Annotated in this window: 19 protein-coding genes and 1 tRNA gene; 13 read left to right on the top strand and 7 right to left on the bottom strand. The window is 69.0% G+C overall.

Annotated elements, in window-relative coordinates; all coding sequences use genetic code 11:
* Positions 1-10: 10 nt before the first annotated feature.
* Positions 11-3160 (bottom strand): efflux RND transporter permease subunit, encoded by a 3150-nt coding sequence (locus RT051_RS08795; RefSeq protein ID WP_313075185.1) that lies wholly within the window; start codon positions 3158-3160, stop codon positions 11-13.
* Between the two features lie 26 nt (positions 3161-3186).
* Positions 3187-4479: an efflux RND transporter periplasmic adaptor subunit gene (locus RT051_RS08790; RefSeq protein ID WP_313075183.1), complete on the bottom strand. Its 1293-nt coding sequence runs from the start codon at positions 4477-4479 to the stop codon at positions 3187-3189.
* A gap of 182 nt (positions 4480-4661) precedes the next feature.
* On the opposite strand from RT051_RS08790, the gene RT051_RS08785 reads away from it, so the two are divergent.
* From RT051_RS08785 to RT051_RS08735, 11 genes are all read left to right on the top strand, one after another.
* Positions 4662-5282, top strand: a complete 621-nt coding sequence (locus tag RT051_RS08785) for a TetR family transcriptional regulator (protein ID WP_313075180.1) — start codon at positions 4662-4664, stop codon at positions 5280-5282.
* Between the two features lie 66 nt (positions 5283-5348).
* Positions 5349-5424: transfer RNA gene (locus tag RT051_RS08780), tRNA-Arg, on the top strand.
* 306 nt (positions 5425-5730) lie between these two features.
* Positions 5731-9213, top strand: a complete 3483-nt coding sequence (locus RT051_RS08775; RefSeq protein ID WP_313075178.1) for an indolepyruvate ferredoxin oxidoreductase family protein — start codon at positions 5731-5733, stop codon at positions 9211-9213.
* Positions 9214-9317: 104 nt separating this feature from the next.
* Positions 9318-10508 (top strand): ABC transporter substrate-binding protein, encoded by a 1191-nt coding sequence (locus RT051_RS08770; protein WP_313075174.1) that lies wholly within the window; start codon positions 9318-9320, stop codon positions 10506-10508.
* A 13-nt stretch (positions 10509-10521) separates the two neighbouring features.
* A complete protein-coding gene (locus RT051_RS08765) occupies positions 10522-11376 on the top strand; it encodes a branched-chain amino acid ABC transporter permease (protein WP_313075171.1) in 855 nt (284 codons plus the stop codon).
* Between the two features lie 8 nt (positions 11377-11384).
* Positions 11385-12320 carry a branched-chain amino acid ABC transporter permease gene (locus tag RT051_RS08760; RefSeq protein ID WP_313075167.1) on the top strand — a complete coding sequence of 312 codons (936 nt, stop codon included), beginning with the start codon at positions 11385-11387 and terminating at the stop codon, positions 12318-12320.
* Complete coding sequence (locus tag RT051_RS08755) at positions 12317-13063, top strand: ABC transporter ATP-binding protein (protein WP_313075163.1); 747 nt, start codon at positions 12317-12319, stop codon at positions 13061-13063. The genes RT051_RS08760 and RT051_RS08755 overlap by 4 nt, the downstream gene beginning before the upstream one ends.
* The gene (locus RT051_RS08750; protein WP_313075160.1) at positions 13050-13757 is read left to right on the top strand and encodes an ABC transporter ATP-binding protein; all 708 of its coding nucleotides are present in this window, start codon (positions 13050-13052) and stop codon (positions 13755-13757) included. Before RT051_RS08755 ends, RT051_RS08750 begins: the two co-directional genes overlap by 14 nt.
* 22 nt (positions 13758-13779) lie before the next feature.
* Positions 13780-14556, top strand: coding sequence for a tyrosine-protein phosphatase (locus tag RT051_RS08745; RefSeq protein WP_313075157.1), 777 nt, complete (start codon positions 13780-13782; stop codon positions 14554-14556).
* Between the two features lie 71 nt (positions 14557-14627).
* Complete coding sequence (locus tag RT051_RS08740) at positions 14628-15410, top strand: PhaM family polyhydroxyalkanoate granule multifunctional regulatory protein (RefSeq protein ID WP_313075155.1); 783 nt, start codon at positions 14628-14630, stop codon at positions 15408-15410.
* Positions 15411-15582: 172 nt separating this feature from the next.
* A complete protein-coding gene (locus tag RT051_RS08735) occupies positions 15583-16698 on the top strand; it encodes a zinc ribbon domain-containing protein (protein WP_313075152.1) in 1116 nt (371 codons plus the stop codon).
* Positions 16699-16713: 15 nt separating this feature from the next.
* Here RT051_RS08735 and RT051_RS08730 read toward each other — a convergent pair whose 3' ends face one another.
* Both RT051_RS08730 and tgt read right to left on the bottom strand, forming a co-directional pair.
* Positions 16714-17400, bottom strand: a complete 687-nt coding sequence (locus tag RT051_RS08730) for a glutathione S-transferase (RefSeq protein ID WP_313075149.1) — start codon at positions 17398-17400, stop codon at positions 16714-16716.
* A gap of 41 nt (positions 17401-17441) precedes the next feature.
* Positions 17442-18614, bottom strand: a complete 1173-nt coding sequence (tgt, locus tag RT051_RS08725) for a tRNA guanosine(34) transglycosylase Tgt (RefSeq protein ID WP_313075147.1) — start codon at positions 18612-18614, stop codon at positions 17442-17444.
* Positions 18615-18688: 74 nt separating this feature from the next.
* Here tgt and RT051_RS08720 point away from each other — a divergent pair, with 74 nt between their 5' ends.
* On the top strand, positions 18689-19165 hold the full coding sequence (locus tag RT051_RS08720) for a universal stress protein (RefSeq protein ID WP_313075144.1): 477 nt from the start codon (positions 18689-18691) through the stop codon (positions 19163-19165).
* A gap of 12 nt (positions 19166-19177) precedes the next feature.
* On the opposite strand, the gene RT051_RS08715 is transcribed toward RT051_RS08720, so the two are convergent.
* The 3 genes from RT051_RS08715 to RT051_RS08705 all read right to left on the bottom strand — a co-directional run bounded on the left by RT051_RS08715 (position 19178) and on the right by RT051_RS08705 (position 23113).
* Positions 19178-19630 carry a hypothetical protein gene (locus tag RT051_RS08715; RefSeq protein WP_313075141.1) on the bottom strand — a complete coding sequence of 151 codons (453 nt, stop codon included), beginning with the start codon at positions 19628-19630 and terminating at the stop codon, positions 19178-19180.
* Positions 19631-19751: 121 nt separating this feature from the next.
* Entirely contained in the window at positions 19752-20969 is a 1218-nt protein-coding gene (locus RT051_RS08710) for a phospholipase A (RefSeq protein WP_313075137.1), read from the bottom strand.
* A 77-nt stretch (positions 20970-21046) separates the two neighbouring features.
* Entirely contained in the window at positions 21047-23113 is a 2067-nt protein-coding gene (locus RT051_RS08705) for a UvrD-helicase domain-containing protein (RefSeq protein ID WP_313075134.1), read from the bottom strand.
* Positions 23114-23244: 131 nt separating this feature from the next.
* Between RT051_RS08705 and RT051_RS08700 the strand changes: the two genes are divergently transcribed.
* Complete coding sequence (locus RT051_RS08700) at positions 23245-24192, top strand: AEC family transporter (RefSeq protein WP_313075209.1); 948 nt, start codon at positions 23245-23247, stop codon at positions 24190-24192.
* The last annotated feature ends 543 nt before the right edge of the window (positions 24193-24735 follow it).

Genomic DNA, 24735 nt, shown 5'->3' with positions numbered 1-24735 from the left:
TCTCTGGTGTTCAGGCTTCGCTGCTGCGGTGCTGCAGGGCCATCTTCGCGTCGTGCTCGCGCTGGCGCGCGCTGCCCTTGAAGAAGCTGCGCACCAGCACGAAGAACACGGGCACGAAGATGACGGCCAGCACCGTGCCAGTGAGCATGCCGCCGATCACCCCGGTGCCGATGGCGCGCTGGCTGGCCGAGCTGGCGCCCGTGGCCAGGAACAACGGCAGCACGCCCAGCGTGAAGGCCAGCGACGTCATGACGATGGGGCGGAAGCGTAGGTGCGCCGCCTCCAGCGCCGCCTCGACCACGCTCTTGCCCTGGGCCTGCAGGTCCTTGGCGAACTCGATGATCAGGATGGCGTTCTTGGCCGACAGGCCGATGATGGTGACCAGGCCGATCTGGAAATAGACGTCGTTGGCCATGCCGCGCAGGAGAGTGGCCAGCAGCACGCCCAGCACGCCCAGGGGCACCACCAGCAGCACCGAGAACGGGATGGACCAGCTCTCGTAGAGCGCCGCCAGGCACAGGAACACCGCCAGCAGCGAGAACGCGTAGAGCACCGAGGCCTGCGAGCCGGCGAGCTTTTCCTCGCGCGACTGGCCCGTCCATTCAAAGCCGAAGCCCTCGGGCAGCTGGGACGCCAGGCGCTCCATCTCCTGCATGGCCTCGCCCGTGCTGTGGCCGGGCGAGGCGCCGCCGGAGATCTTCATGGACGGATAGCCGTTGTAGCGCACGGTCTGCATGGCGCCGGTGATCCAGCGCGTGGAGGCGAAGGTGGACAGCGGCAGCAACTGGCCCTGGGCGTTGGCCACCGGCAGGTCGAGCACGTCCTCGGGCTGCATGCGCGCGCCCGGCTCGGCCTGCACGACCACACGCTGCAGCCGGCCCTGGTTGGGGAAGTCGTTGATGTAGGACGAACCCAGGGCGGTGGACAGGCTGCTTGCGATGCTGTCGAACGGCACGCCCAGGGCGCTGGCCTTGTCGCGGTCGATGTCGATCTGCATCTGCGGCGCGTCCTCCATGCCGTCGGGGCGCACGCCGGCCAGCACCTTGCTTTGTGCGGCCATGCCCAGCAGCTGGTTGCGCGCCGCCACCAGGGCGTCGTGGCCCTTGCCGCCGCGGTCCTGCAGGCGGAAGGTGAAGCCCGAGGACACGCCCAATTCCGGGATCGGCGGCGGGCTGATCACGAAGATGAAGGCATCACGAAAGCCCCACAGCGCGCCCGTGGTGCGCGCGGCCACGGCCTCGGCCGAGTGCCCGGCGCCGCCGCGCTCGCTCCAGTCCTTGAGCGTGACGAACGCCAGGCCGGCGTTCTGGCCCTGGCCGGAGAAGGAAAAGCCCGCCACCGTCACGATGTTGGCCACCTCGGGCTGCGCCAGCATGACCTGCTCGACCTGGTTCATGGCGGCCTGCGTGCGCTCCAGCGCCGCGCCCGGGGGCAGCTGCACGTTGGTGATCAGGAAGCCCTGGTCCTCGCCCGGCAGGAAGGACGACGGCAGGCGCATGTAGACCACGGCGGCCGCGCCGATCAGCGCGGCGTAGATGACCATCATGCGTCCGCCCCGGCGCACCAAGCGCATCAGGCCCGACTCATAGCGCTCGGTGGTGCGCTTGAAGCCGCGGTTGAACCAGCCGAAGAAGCCTTTTTTCTCGTGGTGGCCGTCCTTGATCGGCTTGAGCAGCGTGCCGCACAGCGCCGGCGTGAGCGACAGCGCCAGGAAGGCCGAGAAGGCGATCGACGTGGCCATGGTCACGGCGAACTGGCGGTAGATGTTGCCCGTGGAGCCGGGGAAGAAGGCCAGCGGCACGAACACCGAAATCAGCACCACCGTCACGCCGACGATGGCGCCCGAGATCTGGCCCATGGCCTTGCGCGTCGCGGCTAGCGGCGGCAGGCCTTCCTCGCTCATGATGCGCTCGACGTTCTCCACCACCACGATGGCGTCGTCCACCACGATGCCGATGACCAGCACCATGCCGAACATGGTCAGCACGTTGATGGAAAAACCCAGCGCCAGCAATGTGGCGAACGTGCCCAGCAGGGCAATCGGCACCACGATGGTCGGGATGATGGTGTAGCGGAAGTTCTGCAGGAACAGGAACATCACCAGGAACACCAGCGCCACGGCCTCCAGCAGCGTGTGCACCACCTTCTCGATGGAGACGGCGATGAAGGTGGAGGTGTCGTAGGGGATGGTGTATTTGACGCCCTGCGGGAAGTACTGCTGCAGCTCGGCCAGCTTGGCCTTGACGGCCTTGGCCGTGGCCAGGGCGTTGGCGGTGGAGGTCAGCTGCACCCCCATGCCCACCGAGGGGCTGCCGTTCAGGCGCGCGCTGGTGCTGTAGTCCTGGGCGCCCAGCTCGATGCGCGCCACGTCGCGCAGCCGCACGGTGGAGCCATCGGTATTGGCGCGCAGCACCACGCGGCCGAACTGCTCGGGCGTGGACAGCTGGCCCTTGACCACGATGGTGGCCGTGGTGGTCTGGCCCTCGGCGCTGGGCTGGTCGCCCAGGTTGCCGGCCGACACCTGCATGTTCTGCGAACGGATGGCCGCGTTGACCTCGGCCAGCGACAGGTTGAAGCCCTTGAGCTTGGCCGGATCCACCCACACGCGCATGGCGCGCTCGGCGCCGAATTGCGTGACCGCCCCGACGCCGGGCAGGCGCTGCAGCTCGGGCACCACGTTGCGCGCGGCGTAGTCGTTGAGCGACTCGATGCTCACGTCCGGGTTGTCCGAGGTCAGCACGGAGAACAGCAGGAAGTTGGCGCGCGACTTGTCCACGCGCACGCCCTGCTGCGTCACGGCCGCGGGCAGGCGCGGCGTGGCGCGGGCCAGGCGGTTTTGCACGTCCACCTGCGCCAGGTCGTCGTCGGTGCCGGGCTCGAAGCTCAGCGTGATGGAGCCCGTGCCGTTGGCCTGGCTGGTGGACTCGATGTAGGCCAGGCCGGCGGCGCCATTCATCTCGCGCTCGATCACCGACAGCACACTGTCTTCGAGGGTCTGGGCCGTGGCGCCGGGATAGGCTACCGAGATCTGGATGGTGGGGGGCGCCACCGCCGGGTACTGGGCCACCGGCAACTGGGTGATGGAGACTGCTCCGATCACGATGATGAAGATGGCGATCACCCACGCGAAGATGGGGCGCTCGATGAAGAATTTGGCCATGTGCCGCGCTCCTGGTTCTTAGGCGTTCATTGCTGGGTGGAGGCGGAGGCGGCGGATGCGCCGGCTGCGGCACCCTGCTGCGTGCGCTCGCCCGCGGGCGGCGTCGCGGTGGCAGGGGCGGCGGGCGCCTTGGCCGGGTCCTGCCAGGGCACGGGAGTGACCACGACCGGGTCGCCCGGCTTGCCGCGTGGCAGCTTCTGGAAGCCATCGACCATGACCTGTTCGCCCGCCTGCAGGCCGCTGGTCACCACCCAGTTCGAGCCCTGGGCCGGGCCGAGCGTGACCGGGCGCGGCGCCACCTGGCCGCCCTGGCCCACCACCATCACGGTGTCGCCCTTGGCCGAGCGCGTGACGGCCTGCTGCGGCAGCAGCACGCCGCTGTCCAGCTGCGCCTGCTCCAGGCGCACACGCACATACAGGCCCGGCAGCAGCGAGCGGTCGGGGTTGGGCACCTCGGCGCGCAGCGTGACCTGGCCGCTGGTGGGGTCCACCGTCAGGTCGGCAAAGAGCAGGCGCCCCTTCCTGCTGTGGACGCTGCCGTCCTCCAGCAGCACGCTCACGTCGGCGCCGCCCTTGTCGGCCTGGCGGTACTTGCCGCTGGCCACGGCCGCGCGCAGCTTGAGCGCATCGGCCGCCGACTGGGTGAAGTTGATGTAGAGCGGGTCGATCTGCTGGATCACGGCCAGCTCGGTGGGCGAGCCCTGACCGACCAGCGCGCCCTCGGTGACCAGGGCCCGGCCGATGCGCCCGGAGATGGGCGCGGTGACGGTGGCGTAGCCCAGGTTGATGCCCGCGGACGTCACGCCGGCCCGGGCCGCGGCCAGGTTGGCCTCGGCCGTCTTCTGCGCGGCCACGGCGTTGTCGTATTCCTGGCGGCTTATGGCGTTGACCTCGACCAGCGGGCGGTAGCGCTCGACCTGGGCGCGGCTCTGGCCCAGCACCGCCTCGGCTTGGGCGACGCTGGCGCGTGCCTGGGCCAGCGTCGCCTCATAGGGCGCGCTGTCGATCACGAACAGCTTCTGACCGGCCTTGACGTCGCTACCCTCGGTGAACAGGCGCTTTTGCACGATGCCGGCGGCGCGGGCGCGCACCTGGGCCACGCGCGAGGCCTCCAGACGACCGGGCAGTTCGGTGACCAGCCCGACACTGCCCGGCTGCACCGTGACGACGCCGACCGCCGGCGGGGGCATGGATGCGGCCGCGCCCGCCGACTGTGCGGGCTCCTTCTTGCCGCAGGCGCCCAGGGTGAGCGCGGCGGCCAGCGCAACGGACAGGGCAGCCAGGGGTGCGCGCACGGGCGCGTGGTTCAGGCGAAACATGGGGGTCCTTTGACGGGCTTCGTTGTGCGTTCCAGCGGTACAGGCAGACGCGCGGGCGCCGGCGTGGAGGGGCGGCGTCGGCTCTGCGAAGGGAGGCGATTATACATACATACTTGAATGTATAATGGACTCTTCCGGGCGTGGCTCTTCCGCGTCCTTCATTCCCCGGAGGTTTCCCATCCATGGCACGACGCACCAAGGCCGATGCGGATGCTACGCGCAACAGCCTGCTGGACGCAGCCGAGCACGTGTTCTATGAAAAAGGCGTTGCACGCGCGTCACTCAATGAGATCGCCCAGGCAGCTGGCGCTACGCGCGGCGCCATCTACTGGCACTTCAAGGACAAGACCGACCTGCTCAACGCCATGCTCGAGCGCGTCACCCTGCCGCTGGAGGCGGCATGCAACGCCGGCGACGTGCTGGGCTGCTCCGGCCCGCTGCAGCGCCTGGGCTTCGTGCTGCATCACCTGCTGGGCACCATAGAGAACGACCCGCACACGCGCCGGGTCTTCGAGATCGCCCTGTACCGGGTGGAGTACGTGAGCGAATTCAGCGGCGTGCGCAAGCGCCACCTGGCGGCGCACGCACGCTTTCACGCGCTGCTGGCGCGCGACCTGGAGGCAGCCGCGCGCGAAAACGGCGTGGCCCTGCCCATGGCCGTCGATGCCGCGGCCATCGGCCTGTACGGCCTGTTCGACGGCCTGTTGCAGGCCTGGATCTGGGGCGGTGGACACTTCCCGCTGGCAGCCACCGGGAGCCAGGCGGTCGCGGTGTATCTGCGCGGCCTGGGCTTTGCCCCGTGACACTCGTGCGATAATCCGCCGCTTTCCCGGCGCGCTGACTGCCAGCCACGCGCCGCACCCCTCTCAGCGGCTGTAGCTCAGTGGATAGAGTATTGGCCTCCGAAGCCAAGGGTCGTGGGTTCGATCCCCGCCAGCCGCGCCACCTCTCCCCAGACAGTTCCGGCGATGCGCCGAAGCCCGCATGCAGTTTTGCATGGCGGGTGCTTGCGCGTCCCGCTTTCGGGCTGCCCCCTCACCCTCCTGCCTGCCGGGCTCTCTGAGCGGGCACTGGCTCTCTCGCTGCTCCAGCGGCCATAGCGCGCTTTCCCTGGTTTGACACCTCGGCGACTGCTGACCCCTTTCCCAGGCCATAGCATGGTTTGCGAAGGGTGGGCCTTGACGCAAGCCATCCTTCGTTCACGCAATACAACGACGATGGAGACACCGCCCGCCCGGGCGGGGCGAGACGATGAATGCAGTCCTGACTGCCGGCGTGCCCGCCGAGGCGACGCTGGACGAGAAATACGAGCTCACGAGCGGCTGGACGTTCATGTCCGGCACCCAAGCCCTGGTGCGCCTACCTCTGCAGCAGCGGCTGCGCGACCAGGCGGCAGGAAAAAACACCGCGGGCTTCATCAGCGGCTACCGGGGCTCGCCTCTGGGGCGCTATGACATGGAGCTGTGGCGCAATCGCGGGCGGCTGGAGCGGCACCACATTCACTTCCAGCCCGGCGTCAATGAGGACCTGGCCGCCACGGCTGTCTGGGGCTCCCAGCATGTCGGGGCCTTTCCGGGGGCGCGATACGAAGGCGTCTTCAGCATCTGGTATGGCAAGACGCCGGGTGTGGACCGCAGTGCCGACGTGCTGCGCCACGCCAATGCGGCGGGCACTTCGCTCTGGGGCGGGGCGCTGGCCCTGTGCGGAGACGATCACGCAGCCAAATCGTCCACGCAGGCGGCGCAGTCGGACCATATCCTGATCGCCACCGGCATCCCCATCCTCTATCCGTCCAATGTGCAGGACATCCTGGACTATGGCCTGCACGGCATCGCCATGAGCCGCCACGCCGGTTGCTGGGTGGCACTCAAGCTGGTTACGGACGTGGTCGAGTCCTCGGGCAGCGTGCAGCTGGGCGTGGATCAGCCGCGGCTCGAGCAGCCCGGCGTGCTGGCGGATCAGCCCGCTGACGGGCTGAACATTCGTCGTTTCGATGGGCCTTTGCAGCAGGAAGCACGGCTGTATGACCACAAGCTGCACGCGGCGCTCGAATATGCGCGGGCCAACCGCCTCAACCGCGTGGTGCTGGACAGTGGCGATGCCCGGCTGGGCATCGTGGCTGCCGGCAAGAGCTATACCGACGTGCGCCAGGCGCTGCTCGAACTGGGCCTGGAAGAGGCCGGCACCTCGCCCATCCGGCTGTTGAAGGTGGGCATGGTCTGGCCGCTCGACCCGCACGCCATCGAAGAATTTGCGCAGGGACTGGAGACCGTCCTGGTGGTTGAGGAAAAGCGTTCCGTGCTGGAAGGGCAGATCAAATCGATCCTGTTCGACTGCGAAGCCCTCAGGAAGGTGCGCGTGGTGGGCAAGTACCACGGTGCCAATGAATGGGCACGCACACGTGGCGAGCCGAGTCTTCCCTCCACGGGTGAACTCTCGCCTACAGGCATCGCGGCACTGTTGGCCCGCCTGCTGCAACTGCCTGGGTGCGCCTCGCACTCGGTCGCCTCGGCGCCTCGGGGCGGCCCGGTACGCATGCCCAACTTTTGCTCGGGCTGTCCGCACAACACTTCCACGCAGCTGCCGGCCGGAAGCAGGGCATTGGCCGGCATCGGCTGCCACGCCATTGCCAGCCTGCAGCGTCCGCAGACCACGGGAACCATTTCGCACATGGGCGGCGAGGGCGTGATGTGGGTAGGCCAGGCCCCCTTCACGGACGAGAAGCACGTCTTCGCCAACCTGGGCGACGGCACTTATTTTCACTCGGGTTTTCTGGCGATCCGCCAAGCCGTGGCGGCCAAGGTTTGCATCACCTACAAGCTTTTGGTCAATGGCTTCGTCTCCATGACGGGGGGGCAGCCCGTCGATGGCGAACTGTCGGTGCCGCAGATGGCGGCCGAGCTGCTGGCCGAGGGGGTGGGGCGCGTGGTGGTGGTTGCCGACGACGTCGGGCGTTACACGGGCGTGCAGCTGCCGCAGGGAGTGCGGGTGGAGCACCGCAGCGCGCTGGAGCAGGTGCAGCGCGAACTGCGCGACTTCCCGGCCGTCTCGGTGCTGATCTACGACCAGATGTGCGCCACGGAGCGCCGCCGCATGCGCAAGCGCGGCCAATATCCCGATCCGGATACACGCACCTTCATCAATGCCGCGGTCTGTGAAGGCTGCGGGGACTGCAGCCAGAAGTCCAATTGCATGTCGATCGAGCCGGTCGTGACGGAGCTGGGGCGCAAGCGGCGCATCAACCAGTCCTCGTGCAACAAGGATTTTTCCTGCATCGAGGGGTTCTGCCCCAGCTTCGTGACCCTGGTGGGCGCGCAGCCGCGACGGGGCAAGGCGCGCACGCTGCCCGACCTGGATAGGGACCTGCCCGAGCCGACGCTGGCGCGGCTCGATGGCGCTCGCCCTTACGGCGTGCTGGTGACGGGGATCGGCGGCACGGGCGTGGTGACCATCGGCGCCATTCTGGGCATGGCCGCCCACCTGGACGGCAAGGCTGCCAGCACCCTGGACGTGACCGGACTGGCGCAAAAATATGGCGCCGTGATGTCGCACATCCGTATCGCGGGCGACGCCTCACAACTGCACTCGGCTCGGCTGGCGAGCGGTGAGGCGGACCTGGTCGTGGGCTGCGACCTGGTGGTCAGCGCTGGCGACGAAGCGCTGTCCAAATGCCGCGCCGGGCGCACGCGCGTGGTCGTGGACACGGGCGTGGCCCCTACCAGCGAATTCACGCAGAACCCCGACTGGCAACTCGATTCGCAAGCCCTGCAGGACCGCATCCGATCCACCCTGGGAGCACGGGACGACATGCGCGCCATCGCCGCTGCACAGCTGGCTGTGGCATTGATGGGCGACACCATCGCCGCCAACATGTTCCTGCTGGGCTTTGCCTGGCAGCGTGGCTGGCTGCCGGTGGCGCGCCAGGCCATCGAGCAGGCCATAGCGCTTAATGGCGTGGGCGTGGATTTCAACCTCAAGAGCTTCCTGTGGGGGCGCCGGGCGGCCTGTGACGAGGCGGCTGTCCAGCAACTGGCGCAGCCCGCATCCGTAGTGCAGTTGCATCCGGTGCTCACGCAGCTGGTCGACGTCGTGGCTGACCGCAGCACGCGCTTGGGCCAGTGGCAGAACGCTGCCTATGCGGCGCGCTACAGCCGCCTCGTGCAGCGCGTGGCGGACGCCGAGCGCGCGGCCGGTGGCGGCGATACGCTGGCGTTGGCCGTGGCGCGCAACTATTACAAGCTGCTGGCCTACAAGGATGAGTTCGAGGTGGCGCGCCTGTACAGCACGCCGGAATTCCGCGCCGAGCTGCAGCAGGCCTTCGAGGGCGACTACCGGCTGCACTTCCACCTGGGCGCCTGGCCCTTCGCGCGCAAGGACCCCGCAACGGGGGTAGTGCGCAAGCGCGAACTGGGCCCCTGGGCCTGGCGGGCGCTGAACCTGCTGGCACGTCTGCGCGGCCTGCGCGGCACGGTGCTCGATCCTTTTCGCGGCAACGCCGAGCGCCAGCTGGCGCTGCGCCTGATCGCCGAGTACGAGGAGGATGTGGAACGCCTCGTGGCGGGACTGGATGCAGCGCGCCTGCCGCTGGCGATCGAGATCGCCGAATGGCCGGGACAGGTGCGCGGCTTCGGCCATGTGCGCGAGGCCAGCGTCCAGAAGGTCGGCGCCCGCCGGGCCGAGCTGGCCGAGCGCTGGAAGGCCCCTGTCGAGGTGCGCCAGCCCCTGGCCGCCTGATTTTCGTCGCGCCTGGCCGAACGCACCGGAAGTGCCGGCCTCGCCCAATCATCACCCACCACAAGGAGACAGCAGTGATACACGCAAATTCATTCCTGAAGCGATTGGGAGCCCTTGCCACCACGGCCCTGATCAGCACGTTTGCCCAGGCCCAGGCGCAACCCGCCATCAAGATCGGCATCAATGCGCCCATCCAGGTGCAGGCCGGCCGGGACATCCGCGATGGGGCGCAGCTGGCGGTCGACGAAATCAATGCCAAGGGTGGCGTGCTGGGGCGCCAGCTGTCCATGGTGGTCGCCGACGAGACGGAAGACCCGGAGAAGGGCATCAGCGCCATCAAGAAGCTGACGGCCGATGAAAAAGTGGACGTGCTCATCGGCGGTTACACCTCGGGGGTCACCCTGGCGCAGCTGCCGCACATCACGCGCGCCAAGACCATCGCGCTCACCGTGGGGGCGGCTTCCCCGGCCATCACCGCCAAGGTCAAGCAGAACTACGACGCCAACAAGTACATCTTCCGCACCGGCGTGCTGAACTCGCTGCACCTGGCCAATGGTTTGCTGGGCTACATGACCGGTTTCCTGCACGGCGAGCTGGGGATGAAGAAATTCGCGATCGTCGGCGAGAGCGCCAAGTGGGTGCAGGACCTGCTGCCCTACCTGAAGAAGAGCGCGCAGGACAAGGGCCTGGACATCGTCATGGCCGAGACCTTCGACACCGGAACAACCAATTTCTCGCCCCTGCTGTCCAAGGTGAAGAACAGCGGCGCCGAATACATGGTCGTGATCCTGTCGCACGCCTCCAGCGACATCCTGGCCAAGCAGTGGTATGACGCGCGCGTGCCCGTCCCCTATGGTGGCATCGACGTCAAGAGCCAGGACACGGATTTCTTCGAGCGGGTGGGCGGCAAAAGCATCTCCGAGGTGGCCTTCAACTTCATCGTGCGTGCCCCGCTGTCGGAGCGCACGCTGCCCTTCTTCGAGGCCTTCGAGAAACGCTACAAGCGCGAACCCGTCTATACCGGCTCTGGCGCCTATGACTCGGTCTACGCTTACGCCGACGCCGTCACCCGCGCCGGCAAGGCGGATACGGACGCCGTCATCAAGGCCCTGGAAACCATCGACATGCCGATGACCACCGGCCGGATGCAGCTCGACGAATCGCATGACCTGAAGGCGGGCGCCGGGCTGGTGAACCTGCTCTTCGTGCAGTGGCAGGAAGGGGGCAAGCGCGTCATCGTCTGGCCCAAGGAAGCGCGCACGGGCGACTACGTCAAGCCGCAGTGGATGAAGTGAAGCAGGCGCGGGCATGACGGAAATCCTGGTCCACGGCGCGGTCACCAGCGCCATTTACGCGATGCTGGCTGTGGGCTTCACGCTGGTGTTCGGGGTGGCGCGCATCCTGAACCTGGCGCACGGGGCGTTCTACATGCTGGGCGCCTACTTCACCTACCTGTTCGCAGTCCCGCTCGGGCTGCCTCTGCTGCTGGCGGCCCTGGCGGCCATCGCCGCCACGGCGGCGGTGGGCTGGGCGGTGGAGCGTTGGCTGATCCGCCCCCAGCGCGATTCGAGCATGGCGGTGATGATGGTGACCATGGCCTTCCTGCTGGTGATGGAGCAGGCCGTCCTGGTCACCTTCGGCTCCGAAGTCATCAACGTGCCGGCATTCGTGGACCGCAAGTTCACCCTGGGCAGTGCCGACATCGGCGGCCAGCAGCTGCTGACGCTGGCGATGGCAGTGGTGTCCCTGGCGGCGCTGTGGCTGCTGATCCAGCGCACCCGCGTGGGCTCGGCCATCCTGGCGCTGTCGCAGGACCCGCTGGCGGCCCAGTACATGGGCATTCCCGTGAACAGGGCCTATGGCATGGTCGTGGCGCTCTCGGCAGGCTTCGCGGCGCTGGCGGGCGTCATGGCCGGGCCGTTTCTCTCGACCTCGCCGCAGATGGCGCTGCCGGCGCTGACCAAGGCTTTCGCCATCGTCATCGTGGGAGGGCTCGGCTCGCTCTCCGGGGGCGTCATGGCCGCAGTGCTGCTGGGCTACGCTGAAACCATCGTCGCGTTCCTGGCTTCCTCGTCATGGACGGAGGTGGTGTCCCTCGGCGCGGTGCTGCTGACGCTGCTGCTGCGCCCGGCGGGCCTGCGCGGCAAGCAGGCGGCATTTTGAGGATGAGTATGAAGATCACTCTGCGACAAGGCGCATTGCTGGCGGGTGCGCTGGCGTTGCTGGTTGCCGTGCCGTGGCTGGGCAGCGGCTACATAACCGGCGTGTTCACCGTGTGCCTGATCTACGCCATCTGGGCCATGAGCTGGGATTTCTTCTCCGGCCTGACGGGCCGCGAGAACTTCGGCTATCCGCTGTTCATTGGCATCGGTGCCTATGCCAGCGGCTACTTGGATGCCAACTATGGCGTCTCTCCCTGGATCGGCATCCTGGCCGCCATGGGGCTGGCGGCGGTCCTGGGGGTTGTCATCGGCTTTCCCACGCTGCGCCTCAAGGGACCGTACTTCGCCCTGGCGACGCTCGCCGCAGCCGCCATCGCCCAGCGCATGCTGCTGATCCTGTGGGACATCACGGGTGGCGAGGAAGGCATCCAGGGTCTGACACCTTTGATCCTGGATTCGGTGCAGTACTACTACTTCGTGCTGGCGACGGCCGTGGTCAGCGGTCTGGTGCTGGTCGGCCTGTCGCGCACGCGCTGGGGGCTGCTGCTGCGTGCCATCCGCGGTGACGAGGCCAGTTGCCAGGCGGCGGGCATCAATGTCACCTTCTACAAGATCGCCGCCCTGGTCATCAGTGCCGTCTTCGCCGGCCTCGGCGGCGCGCTGTACGCCAGCTACCAGATGCAGGTCAGCCCTCAGATCGTCTCCGTACTGATGCTGGTGGCCGTCGTGACCATGGTCTACGTCGGCGGTCTGGGTTCGGTCTACGGTGCGGCCGGCGGCGCCATCGTGCTGTCGCTGCTGGGCGAGATGCTGCGCAGCGCGGGCGAATACCGCCTGCTGGTGTATGCCCTGCTGCTGATCCTTGTGATCTTCTTCCTGCGTGGCGGCCTGGTGGCGCCCCTGTGGCGCAGGCTGGGCGCGGCCCCAAAGGAGGTGGCGCCATGAGCACCATCCTGGAAGTAGAGGGCCTGACCAAGCGCTTCGGCGGGCTCACGGCCGTCAAGGACATGCGTTTTGGCGTGGAGCGCGGCGAAATCGTGGGCATCCTGGGCCCCAACGGCGCTGGCAAGACCACCCTGTTCAACCTGCTGACCAGCTTCATCCGGCCGGATGAGGGGCGTGCGCTCTTCAATGGCGTGGACCTGACCCGGCATACCCCGACGCAGGTGGTCAACCTGGGGCTGGCGCGCACCTTCCAGTTGTGCCGGCCATTCGTTGGCATGAGCGTGCTGGAGAACGTCATGGTCGCCTGCTATTCGCCGCGGGGGCGCTCTTCGGGGGAGGGGCCGCGCGAGCGCTCCCTGCGCATGCTCGAGGACGTGGGCCTGGCGCACAGGGCCGATTCGCCCGCGGAACTGCTCTCCTACGGCGATCAGCGCCGACTGGAGATCGCCCGGGCGCTCGCCACGGACCCGTTGCTGCTGCTGCTCGACGAGCCCTTCGCCGGCCTGGGGTCGAGTGAGATCGAGCCGCTCTCCGCACTGATCCGCCGCCTGCATGGCGAACGCGGCCTGAGCATCCTGATCATCGAACACAAGCTGCGCGAGTTCATGCAACTGGTGCAGCGCGTGGTGGCCATCGATTTCGGCGAACTCATCGCCGTGGGCGATGCACAGGAAATCGTGCGCCACCCCAAGGTGGTTGAGGCCTATATCGGCAAGTCGGAGGTGGACTTTGTCACTGCTTGAAATCCAGGGGCTTGCGGCCTCGTATGGCAAGGCACTGGCCCTGGAATCGGTCAGCCTGCAGGTCGAACCAGGGGAACTGGTGGGCGTCCTGGGGCCCAACGGCGCAGGAAAGACCACGCTGCTCAAGGCCATTTCGCGCACGCTGGACTCCAGCGGCACGCTGTCCTTTGAAGGGCGGCCGCTGCAGGGCCACGGGGCGCACGAGGTCGTTGGCCTGGGCATCTGCCACTGCCCGGAGGGCCGGCGCCTGTTCCCCGAACTCACGGTGCGCAAGAACCTGGAACTGGGCGCCTACCTGCGGCCCGCACGGGTCGACATCGAGAGCGACATGCAGAAGGTCTTTGCCCTGTTTCCCATCCTGCGCGAGCGGCTGGAGCAGGTGGTCTCCACCCTTTCGGGCGGGCAGCAGCAGTTCGTGGCCATCGGCCGGGCTCTGATGGGACGGCCCCGGCTGCTGCTGCTCGATGAGCCCTCGGTGGGCATCGCGCATCGGCTGAAGATCGAGATCTTCGACGCCATTCGCGCCATTGCTGCGTCAGGCGTGGCGGTGCTCATGGCCGAGCAGGATGCGCAGAACACCCTGCGCGTGGCCCAGCGCATCTATGTGCTGGAGAACGGGCGGATCGCGCGTCAGGGCAGCAGCGCAGAGCTGGCGGGCGATGACTACATCCGCCGCATCTATCTCGGGGTCTGATCCTTGCTCTACAGTGCAACGCATGACTGACCACCCCCGCAGCGTTCCCCTCTCCGGCGCCTCCAATTTCCGTGACCTGGGCGGCTACGCCACACCCGACGGGCGGCAGGTGCGCTGGCGCCGGCTGTTTCGCTCCGACCATCTGGCCGGCCTGAGCCCGGAGGATGCCCGCATGCTGGCCGGGCTGGGCCTGGCACGCGCGGTCGACCTGCGCGGGCAGGGCGAAAGTGCCGCGCAGGCCTACCAGCTGCCCGAGGTGCGCTACCACGCGCTGCCGATCGAGCCCACGGTGGTGCAGCGCGCGCAAGAGCTGGCCCGGTCGGGCCAGCCCGTGACCGCATCCCTGGCCGAGCAGTGGATGCACGAGACTTACCGTGCCTTCGTCGCCGACAACGCGCCGCAGTTCGCCGCGCTCTTCGCCCACCTGCTGGAGGAGGACACGCCCCTGGTCTTCCACTGCACCGCCGGCAAGGACCGCACGGGCTTCGCCGCCGCGCTCATCCTGCTGGCCCTGGGCGTGCCCGAGGACGTGGTGATGCAGGACTACCTGCTCACCAACGAGCTCTACCGGCGCCCGGCCCTGGTGGCCCACTCCGCGCCCGAAGAGGTGCTGCAGGTCATCTGGCAGGTGCAGCCGGGCTTTCTGCATGCCGCGCTCGATGCCGTGCAGCGCGACCACGGCGGCCTGCAGCGCTACCTGACCGCACGGCTCGGCCTGGGCGAGGCAGCACGCGCCCAGCTCGCGCAGCTGTACCTGCAACTGCCGGGCGAGGTTGGCGCGCCTGCCTCCAGGCGCTAAGCTGGCGCACAGGCGGCTGCCCGGCGGGCGGCTGGCGCACGGCAATCCACTTGATCCAAGGAGCGACGGACATGAGCGACACCTCCCCCTTTGGCTTCGGGCGTTTCGTCCCGGGCTTCGACTTCCTGCAAAGCCTGGCCAAGGGCGCCGGCGCCGGCCTGCCGGGCATGGCCGGCTGGGTGGCACCCACCGCGACCGTGCAGGACCTGGACAAGCGCATCCAGGACCTGAAGGCCGTGCAGTTCTGGCTGGAGCAGAACGTGCGCGGGGTCAGCGCCATGGTGCAGGCGCTGGAGGTGCAGAAGATGACGCTGGCCACGCTGCAGGGCATGAACGTGGCCATGGGCGACATGGCCTCGGCTTTCGGCGCCGCGGCCCAGGGTGCTGCAGCGCCGGAGGGCACCCCGGCCGCTGCGCCCCCCGCCGCCGCACCGCACGCGGCAGCGCCGCCCGAGACCGGCGCGGGTCAGCCGCAGGGCAAGCCCGGTGACGCGGCAGGTGAGGGCGCGGCACCCCAGGCCGACCCGCTGCAATGGTGGGGTTCGCTCACCAGCCAGTTCCAGCAGATCGCCGCGCGCGCCATGCAGGATGCGGCCTCGCACCAGGCCGCATTCGAGGCGACGCGCGACATGGCCAGCGGCGCGCTCAAGACGGCCAGCGACATGGCCAGCCAGTGGGCCCAGGGCGTGCCCGGGGCCGGGCCGGCGCCGGCTGACGCCGCGGATGCGCCAGCGGACGCCGCGCCCCGGGCCGCCCGCACCGCCAGTGCCCGCCCGCGCACCGCGGTTGCCCGGTCCGCGCCACCTGCTCCGGCAAAGACCCCCCCGGCGGGCCGCAAGCGCGCACAAAAATGAGCCGGCGCGCCCCGCGCAGCCCACGCCGGGTCGTGGCCCGCACCGTGGCAGCAGGCACAACAGCTGCGCCAGGGTGCTGGTGAAAAAGCCCGCAAGCCGTTGCCAGTCAACGGGAGTTTGCTATCAATAATAAATTGGCGCCCTCGCCGCCGTCCCCATCCACCTGCCCGTCATGAACAAAGCCCTGCGCCTGTCCGAAAAATGGTTCCGCCGCGGCCTGTGGCTGGTGGCGGTGGTGTTTGCCGGCTTTCTGATCGGCCTGGGCGGCACCATCGTCGGTGACCTGCCGCGGGTGGAGGCGCCGCTCGAGCTCGACGACTTCCTCGACCAGGCGCAGGTGCAGCCGCTGCGCAGCCGCGCCGAGGCCGCACAGGAGGCCGAGCAGCAGGCGCAGACCCGGCTGGAGCAGGCGCGGCTGCAGCACGCCAAGGCACGGGGCGAGACCATCGCCGCACGTGAGGCCTTCGACAACTGGCTGGCCGCGCGCAGCGTCACCCAGCGCGCCGAGCAGGACCCGGAAGTGCTCGCACGCACCCGCCAGCTCGACGACCTGCGCGCGCGTGAGCAGCGCGCCCAGCAGGCTGCCCAGGCGCAGGAGCAGGCGCTGCTGGATGCGCGCCAGGACGCCCAGGCGGCGCACCGTCAGCTGCAGGCGCTCGAGAGCGCGGGCCATGAGCGTCTGGACGCCGAACAGCGGCGCGTGGAGCTGCGCGTCTTCCTCTACCGCCTGGCGCTCACCCTGCCGCTGCTGCTCGTGGCCGGCTGGCTGTTCGCCAAAAAGCGCAAGAGCCCCTGGTGGCCCTTTGTCTGGGGTTTTATTTTCTTTGCGCTGTTCGCGTTCTTCGTCGAACTGGTGCCCTATCTGCCCAGCTATGGCGGCTACGTGCGCTACGCGGTGGGCATCGTGGTCACTGCCCTGGTGGGGCGCTGGGCGATCCTGGCGCTCAACCGCTACCTGGAGCGCCAGCGCCAGGCCGAGAGCCTGCCCGACGCGCAGCGCCGGCGCGAGCTGGGCTACGACACGGCCCTGGCGCGGCTGGCCAAGGGCGTGTGCCCGGGTTGCGAGCGGCCGGTGGACCTGAAGAACGAGGCCATCGATTTTTGCCCGCACTGCGGCATCGGGCTGTTCGACCACTGCGGCGCCTGCCGCACGCGCAAGAGCGCCTTCGTGCACTTCTGCCACGCCTGCGGCACGCGGGCGGTGCAGGTGGCGCCGGCGGCAGAGGCGGACCAGCGCGCGGCCGCCCCCCTGGCGCCGCCGGCCGTGCCGGGCCCCGGCAGCCCATAGTCCGTTCGCAGCCCGTCAGGCCATCACCACCGGGCCGCCCTTCTCAAGCGCGCGTTGCCAGGCCGGGCGCGCGTGCATGCGTGCCTGCAGGGCCTGCAGATGGGGCAAGGCGGTGGCGGAGCGGGTGCGCGACAGCAGCGCCTCCACGGCAAAGCTCATCTGGAAGTCGGCCATGGTCAGCTGCTCGCCGGCAAACCAGGGGTGCGTGGCCAGGTGCTGCTCCAGGAAGGCCGTGGCCGTCGCCAGGTTGGGGTCGACCAGTTTCTGCTGCGCCGCCCCGCAGATCGCCCGCGCCACGGGCCGCACGAAGAAGGGCATGGGCTGGCGCGGCAGCGTCTGGAACACCAGCTTCATGACCAGCCAGTTCATGAGCGAGCCCTCGGCGTAGTGCATGAAGAAGCGGCAGTCCCGGTGCTCGGGCGTGCCCGGCGCGGGCGCCAGGTGCGCCAGCTCGCCCGTCGCCTGGCCGCCGTAGCGTTCGACCAGGTATTCGATGATCGCGCCGGACTCGGCGATCGTCTCGCCGCCATCGGTGATGACGGGCGACTTGCCCAGCGGGTGGATTTTTTTCAGCTCCGGCGGCGCCAGCCGGGTGCGCGGGTCGCGCGCATAGGTCTTGAGCTGGTAGGGCACGCCAAGCTCTTCGAGCAGCCACAGGATGCGCTGTGAGCGCGAGGTTTCGAGGTGGTGCAGGGTCAGCATGGGTGTGTGCCTTCAGATGGGGGCAAAAAGAGGGCGGGGTGCTACACGCCCCGTGCGCGCTCGGCCTGGAAGCGGGCCCGGAACTGCGCGAACGTGCCCGCGTCCAGCGCGTCGCGCATCTCCTGCATGAGGTTCAGGTAGTAGTGCAGGTTGTGGATGGTGGTCAGCATGGGCCCCAGCATCTCGCCACAGCGCTCCAGGTGGTGCAGGTAGGCGCGCGAGAAGCCGCCGCGCCCGCCCGCGTCCCAGGCCACGCCCGAGCTGCCCGCGCAGGCGTGGCAGGTGCAGCTGGGGTCGATGGGGCGGTGGTCCTGGCGGTGCCGGGCGTTCCTGATCTTCAGGTCGCCAAAACGCGTGAAGAGGGTGCCGTTTCTCGCGTTGCGCGTGGGCATGACGCAGTCGAACATGTCCACGCCGCAGGCCACGCCCTCGACCAGGTCCTCGGGCGTGCCCACGCCCATCAGGTAGCGCGGCTTGTGCGCGGGCAGGCGGTGCGGCGTGTGCGCCATGATGGCCAGCATCTCGTCCTTGGGCTCGCCGACGCTGACCCCGCCGATGGCGTAGCCGGGAAAGTCCATCTCCACCAGGGCGTCCAGCGACTCCTGGCGCAGATGCTCGAACATGCCGCCCTGCACGATGCCGAACAGCGCGTTGGGGTTGGCCAGGCGCGCGAACTCGTCGCGCGAGCGCACGGCCCAGCGCCGGCTCATCTCCATGCTCTTGCGGGCTTCGGCCTCGGTCGTCTTGCGCCCGCCCGTCTCGTACGGCGTGCACTCGTCGAGCTGCATGACGATGTCGGAGTTGAGCGTCGTCTGGATCTGCATGCTCACCTCGGGCGACATGAACAGCTTGTCGCCATTGACCGGGCTGCGAAAGTGCACGCCTTCTTCGGTGATCTTGCGCATGGCCCCCAGGCTCCAGACCTGAAAGCCGCCCGAGTCGGTCAGGATGGGCCTGTCCCACTGCTCGAAGGCGTGCAGGCCGCCAAAGCTCTGCACCACGTCCAGGCCGGGACGCATCCACAGGTGGAAGGTGTTGCCCAGGATGATCTGCGCGCCCATCTCGGTGAGGCTTCTCGGCATGACGCCCTTGACCGTGCCATAGGTGCCCACGGGCATGAAGATGGGGGTCTGCACCACGCCGTGGTTGAGCGTGAGGCGCCCGCGCCGGGCGTGGCTGGAGGGGTCGGTGGCGAGCAGGTCAAATTGCAGCATGATGGGGCGTGATTGTCCCAGAGAGCCCGCGCCCGCAGCGGCCGGGCCCGCATGCAACCCCAAGGAGAAAAACCATGCTCAGAATCATGATCGCCGTCGATGGCTCGCCGCTGGCGCTGGACGCCGTGCACCACGCGCTGGACCTGGTGCACCGCGGGGGGCTGTCGGCCACCCTGGTGCTGGGCCATGTGCAGGAAGAGGCGTCGCTGCTGGAGCTGGCCACGCAGGGCGCCGACGCGGTGGCCGAGGCCAGCATCGAGGCCGGCGCCCACCTGCTGGCCGATGCCCTGGCGCTGGTGCGGGCCGCTGGCGTGCCGCACGAGACCGAGCTGGGTCTGGGGCCGGTGGCCGCCACGCTGGTGGATATGGTCGAGCGCTGCGGCTGCGACGCACTGCTTGTCGGTGCGCGCGGCCTGGGCGGGTTGCGCGGGGCCTTCCTCGGGTCGGTGTCGCAGCAGCTGGTGCACATGAGCCCCGTGCCGGTCACCGTGGTCAAGCACGCCGAGCCGCAGGACGGCGCGCTGGCGGACGAGGGCGGGCCAGCGGCGTAGGCCCCGGCGTGGTCAGGCGGCCCGGCGCCAGGACGAGGACTGGGAGTGCGTCCGGGAGGACGCCCGGGAGGACGCCGAGGCAAAACCCGGGCCGCGCGGCTCGGCGGCGCGCTGCAGCTTGCCGTGCGGCAGGCTGGCCAGGCGCGAGAACATGCGCCGGCAGTAGCCGGCGATCCACAGGCACTTGTTGAGTTCGTCCACCGGCAGGGGGCCGGAGACGACGACCAGGTCGTTGGCCACGTCCAGCCGGCCGGCGGCGCGCAGGCGCCGGCGCGTGTGCGCGGCCCAGGACTGGATGCGTGCCGGGCTGCCATGCTGGTGCACGTGGCCGGTGAGGCGGTCGAAGGCGATGGCGACGATGTCGGTCTTGAGCTTGAAGCGGCGCTCGCCCGTCACCGCGCTGGGTGCCTCGCGCAGGTCGTACAGGTAGTAGCTGCCGGCCTTGAGCTGGTACTGCAGGTCCATGGTCGATCTCCTTGCACACCGGTGCGATTGTGCGTGCTGGGCCCCGGGTGATTGTCCCGGCCGCCGGTGTACCCCACAAGCCGCCAGGTGGCCAGCGCAGGTAACAGGCGTCAGGAATCGGTCAAAAATCGACCAGGCTCACGCCCACGCTGAAGACCGTGCGCCGGCGGTTGTAGTCGATCAGGCTGTCGCCGTAGCCGGAAAACAGCTGCGTGTGCAGGCGCAGGTTGCTGCGCGGCCCGACCAGGTGCGTGCCCAGCGTGTGCAGCCAGTCCAGGCGCACCGAGCCGCGCCCGCTGCCGGCCAGGGCGTGGCGGGTGGTCAGTGTGAGCCGGTTGTCGCGGTCGGGGTTCCAGCCCAGGCTGAGCTCGGCGCGGCCGATGTAGTTGGAGATGCCGGGGTTGTCGTCGCGGTCGGCGCTCTCGCGCAGCCGCTTCCAGACGCGGGCGGTGACGCTGAAGCGGTCGCCCTGCTCGAAGCCGGTCATCAGGTAGGCGCGGTTCCAGCTGCGCGACAGCGGGTCGCTCTGGCCGTTGGACTGGTGCACCAGGCCGATGCCGCTGTAGCGCCAGCGCCAGCCCCAGGGCAGGGCCGCGTCGGTCGGATAGACGTACATGATCTCCGGCTCGTGGTCGGTGTTGCGAAACGGCCGCGAGATCTGCGAAGAAAACAGCTGCCAGTACGACTGCTGGGTGTAGCCGAACCACAGCGAGTCGCGCAGGCGCGGGTCGGCCACGGGCAGCAGGCCGCTGGCCAGTTTGGTGCGCACCGACAGCTGCATGCGCATCTCCGAGCGGCGGTAGTCCACCGGCCTTTGCGCCGTGTTGTCCTGGTTGTCGGAGGTGGGCTGGCGGTTGACGCTGCTGGAGGCCACCACGGACACCGTCATGGGCCGGTAGCCGCGAAAACGCAGCAGGCCGCAGTCGGTGTCCTCGTCCAGTTCCCAGAAGCGCGACAGCGTGCTGTAGGTGTCGTCGCGGCAGCCATCCTCGGTGGGCTCGGCCCGGACGTGCGCCGGGGCGGCCTGCACGGCGGCCGAGCCTGCGGGGCCGCCCTCGGGCCGGGCGCCGCCCTCGGCGGGCAGGGCGCTGGCGCTGGCCGCGGGCGCGCGCCAGACCTGCTGCCCGGCCCACTGGTCGAAGCATGCCAGGCGGGCGGAGTCGTCGCCGCCCAGCGCGGCGCACTGGCGCCAGCCCGGCCCGGCCTCGGTGGCGGGCGCCGGGGCCGCCTGCCGGGCCAGCGCAGGCAGGGGCAGCAGGGCTGCCAGCAGGAGCGCGGACAGCGGGCGCGCCCGGCCGGCACGGGAGCGGGGATGGAGGGCAGAGGGTGGACGGGGCATATTGGGTGTTTTTGCCTTCAAACCATTGTTCGACAAAGGGTTGTAGCTATCGTTATGGAAGCATTGTGGGAAGGCGCTCAACCAGCAGCGGCCGGTTGCGCCTGCGCCCGTGCGGCGAATTCTGCGCGCAGCTGGCGCAGCTTCTCGCGCGGGTCCTCGCGCGCGGTGCTGGCGTCGAGCTTCATCTCGGCGATGAAACGGCTGGGTTGCGCGGCAACCATTTCGCGGCCCTTCTTGCGCTTCTTGGTCCAGCTCACGGCCAGCGTGCGCTGCGCACGGGTGATGCCGACGTACATCAGCCGGCGCTCTTCCTGCAGCCGCGCGGCGACGTCCTCCGTGACGCTCGTGGCGCGGCCTTCCTCGTCGTCCAGCTTGAAGGGCAGCATGCCTTCGGTCACGCCGGCCAGCACCACGTGCGGCCACTCCAGGCCCTTGCTGGCGTGCAGGGTGGACAGCACCACCATGTCCTGCTCCTGTTCGCGCTCGGAGATGGTGGACAGCAGGGCGATGGTCTGGGCGACTTCCAGCAGGCTCTTGGTTTCCTTCTGGGTCGTAGTGCCGGCGGCGTCTTCGATCTGGCCGCCGGCGCGCTGGGCCATCCAGTCGCAGAACTCCAGCACGTTGCTCCAGCGGGCGGCGGCCACCTTCTCGCTGTCCTCGGCATCGTACAGGTGCTGCTCGTAGCCGATGTCCTTCAGCCAGTCGGCCAGAAAGGCGCGCGCGGCTTCAAAGCCGTGCGTGTGGCGGGCGCGGTACTCCAGGTCGTTGATGGCGCGGCCAAACTCGGTCAGGCCGTCCAGCGCGCGCTTCGGGACGGCCGCCGGCAGCATGGCGTTGAACAGCGCGCCGAACATGCTGGTGCGGTGTTGCGCGGCAAAGGCGCCCAGCGCGCCCAGCGTGGTGTGGCCGATGCCGCGCTTCGGATTGGCCACGGCGCGCAGGAAGGCCGGGTCGTCGTCGTTGTTGATCCACAGCCGGAACCAGGCGCACAGGTCGCGGATCTCGGCGCGGTCGAAGAACGAGGTGCCGCCCGAGACCTTGTACGGGATGCTGGCCTTGCGCAGTGCCTTCTCGAACGGCTTGGCCTGGTGATTCGCGCGGTACAGGATGGCAAAGCCCTTCCACGCCGGCGGCGGGTTGGCCGCGGCGCGCAGGCCCAGGATGCGCGCCACGGCGCGCTCGGCCTCGTGCTCCTCGTTGTCGCAGTCCACCACGCGCACCGGCTCGCCCTCGCCCAGTTCACTGAACAAGGTCTTCGGAAACAGCTTCGGGTTGGGTCCGATGACGTGGTTGGCCGCGCGCAGGATGGCGCTGGTCGAGCGGTAGTTCTGCTCCAGCTTGATGACCTTGAGCTGGGGGAAGTCCACCGGCAGCTTCTTCAGATTGTCCAGCGTCGCGCCGCGCCAGCCATAGATGCTCTGGTCGTCGTCGCCCACGGCCGTGAGGCGCGCCCGCTCGCCCACCAGCATCTTCAAAAGCTCGTACTGCGTGGCGTTGGTGTCCTGGTACTCATCGACCAGCACATGGCCCAGCACGCGCTGCCACTTCTCGCGCACCTCCGGGTGGCCCCTGAGCAGGCGCATGGGCAGGCCGATCAGGTCGTCGAAGTCCACGCTCTGGTAGGCGGCCAGGCGCTCCTCGTAGCGCTGCATGACGAGGGCGATGCTGCGCTCGTGGTCATCACTGGCCATGGCCAGCGCCCGGCGCGCGTCCCAGCCCTGGTTCTTCCAGCTGCTGATCGCCCACTGCCACTGGCGCGCGGTGGCCGCGTCGGTGCTGCCGCCGGCGCAGTCCTTCAGGATGCTGGTCACGTCGTCCTGGTCCAGGATGCTGAAATTGGGCTTCAGGCCCAGCACGTGGCCGTCCTCCCGCACCATGCGCACGCCCAGGGCGTGGAAGGTGCACACCAGCACCTCCTTGGCCTGGCGCCCGATCAGTCCGGACGCGCGCTCGCGCATCTCGGCGGCGGCCTTGTTGGTGAAGGTGATGGCGGCGATGCGCCGGGGCGCGAGGCCGGTCTCGATCAGCCGGGCGATCTTGTGCGTGATGACGCGCGTTTTCCCTGAGCCGGCGCCGGCCAGCACCAGGCACGGGCCCTCGGTGTAGTGCACGGCTTGCAGCTGGGCCAGGTTCAGACCGGACATGGGGGAAGCGAGGAGGGTGGGGGAAGGGTCGGGGGCCGGCGTGGCCGGCCGGGCGCGAGGGGCCGCGCCGCGCGAAGCGCACGATGATAGCGAGCGCGCCCGACGGCCGCGCCAACTGCCACAATCGCCCCGTGCTGTCGGTCCTGTCGGTCACCTTTCCCTTCTTCGCGCTGGTGCTGGCAGGCTACGCCGCCACGCGCCTGGGCCTGCTGCCGCTGCCGGCCATCGCCGGGCTCAACAGCTTCGTGCTGTATTTCGCCCTGCCGTGCATGCTGTATCGCTTCGGTGCCCAGACCCCCATCGCCCAGCTGCTCGACCCGGTCGTGGCCGGGGTCTATCTGTTCAGTGGCCTGGTCATGGCGCTGGGCACGACGTTTGCCACCCGGGCGCGCTGGGGCTGGAACGACGCGGCCTTCGGCGCCCTGGTGGCGGCCTTTCCGAACTCGGGCTTCATGGGCGTGCCGCTCCTGGTGGCGCTGCTGGGCCAGGCCAGCGCCGGCACCGTCATCCCGACCATGGCGCTGGACATGATCGTGACCAGCTCCCTGTGCATCGCCCTGTCGCGCCTGTCGCTGGGCGGCGGCAGCGCAGCCCGCGCGCTGCGCCTGGCCCTGCGCGGCGTGCTGGCCAACCCGCTGCCCTGGTCCATCGCCCTGGGCGCCATGGCCTCGGCGGCGTCGCTGTCGCTGCCCGCGCCGCTGGAGCAGACCGTGGCCATGCTCGCCGCCGCCGCCTCGCCCGTGGCGCTGTTTGCCATCGGCGCGGTGCTGGCGCGCTCGCAGATGAACCACGCCGAGCGCGTGGCGCCGCGCGACTACGTGCCGGTGGCGCTGGCCAAGCTGCTGCTGCACCCGCTGCTGGTCTGGCTGGCCTGCCAGGTGGCGCTGCTGCTGGGGCTGGAGCTGGCGCCGCTGGCGGTGACCACGCTGGTGCTGGTGGCGGCGCTGCCGAGTGCGAGCAATGTGTCGTTGCTGGCGGAGCGGTTTGGGGCGCATGGGGGGAGGGTGGCGCGGATTATTTTGGTGAGTACGGGGTTGGCGTTTGTGACGTTTTCGGGGGCGGTGGTGTGGGTTGGCTAGTTTTTTTGTAGCGAAGTTTCATTGGCTGGCACGGGGTTTGGCTGGTTTTGTTGCTGGTTTTGTTGTCAGGGTTGTTTTGGGCGTGGGGGGCCGGGACTCGCCCCGGCGGGCGACTTACTTTCTTGTCGGGCGACAAGAAAGTAAGCAAAGAAGCGCGCCCCTGCATCCTGCGACCCCCGCGCTTTGCAAGCGCGGGGGCAACCTGTGGCGAGGCGCTGGCGGGGTGCGCTGCGGAACTCACTCCGCGCTATTGCGCTTCGTTCAGACAACCGCAGCGAGTCAGATGACGAAGCATGCTCGCTGCGCGTGCATGCCACCCCGCCAGCGCCTCGCCACAGGCGCAGGATTGAAGGGGTGAGCGGCCATGACTCGGGCCGACGCTTCGCTCGGCCTGGGATGGGGAAGAAAGGCAAGGCTCATGCAGAGCACCGTGTGCGCATTGCACCCGGGGCCCGGTTTTCACTCCCTCCCCCAGAGGGGGAGGGAGTAAGAAAGAAAGAAAAAGAGCGCGCGCGAGAACACGTCCGCGCGGATTGAAATGCG

Origin of the sequence: Melaminivora sp., from assembly GCF_032059615.1 — a bacterium.
GTDB lineage: Bacteria > Pseudomonadota > Gammaproteobacteria > Burkholderiales > Burkholderiaceae_C > Melaminivora.
This window is presented reverse-complemented; position numbering and strand designations above follow the sequence as displayed.